This window comes from Kocuria sp. CPCC 205263, assembly GCF_040981075.1.
Taxonomy (GTDB): Bacteria; Actinomycetota; Actinomycetes; order Actinomycetales; family Micrococcaceae; genus Kocuria; species Kocuria rosea.
Window position 1 is genome coordinate 1 of the sequence record NZ_JAVKPV010000065.1, and the last position, 572, is coordinate 572.

Genomic DNA, 572 nt, shown 5'->3' on the forward strand with positions numbered 1-572 from the left:
TCATGGTGTACCTGTCGGTGAGGGCTCGGGCTCGGGCGGGGTCATGGGCTCTCATGCGGTGTCGCGGGCGTCCAGCTCAGCGGCCACCTCGTAGCGCCGGTCCATGGTGGAGCAGTGGGGCCCGGCCGGGTCGGTGAGGTAGTCGTGGTCGAGCTGGCGGGTGATCCTCGAGTGCAGCACCTGCAGATCTGCCATGCCCAGCCCGGTCAGATCCTCGGGGAAGTCCTCGGTCGGGCCCAGACGGCTGCCCGGGGTCATGCCCGGTGCGGGCAGTGTGGCGCCGGGCTTGGGCTGCGGCCGGCCATCGTGGGCGTCGATCGGCTCGGAGGAGGCGATGGTGGTCATGAGAACTCCTGGATGCAACGGGTCGAGCAGGTCAAGGATCCAGCGGGTCAAGCATCAGCAGGTGAGACCTCGAGCTGGTCGGGATGTGCCGCACCGCCCGCGAGTGACCCCACCGCGCCTTGGGATGCCGTGGTCGGGTCGCTGGGTGTGGCGGGGGTGGGGTGGAGCTGGGCGGCGAGGCCGCCCAGCAGGATGGTGATGCCCTGGTCGAGTTCGGCGGCCCCGTC

At 70.6% G+C, this 572-nt stretch carries 1 protein-coding gene and 1 pseudogene; both read right to left on the bottom strand.

What is annotated here, in order from left to right:
• Positions 1-51: 51 nt before the first annotated feature.
• Positions 52-345 carry a hypothetical protein gene (locus RF647_RS19145; protein ID WP_368813119.1) on the bottom strand — a complete coding sequence of 98 codons (294 nt, stop codon included), beginning with the start codon at positions 343-345 and terminating at the stop codon, positions 52-54.
• A 47-nt stretch (positions 346-392) separates the two neighbouring features.
• A pseudogene (locus tag RF647_RS19150) lies at positions 393-572 on the bottom strand (hypothetical protein); the annotation flags it as partial.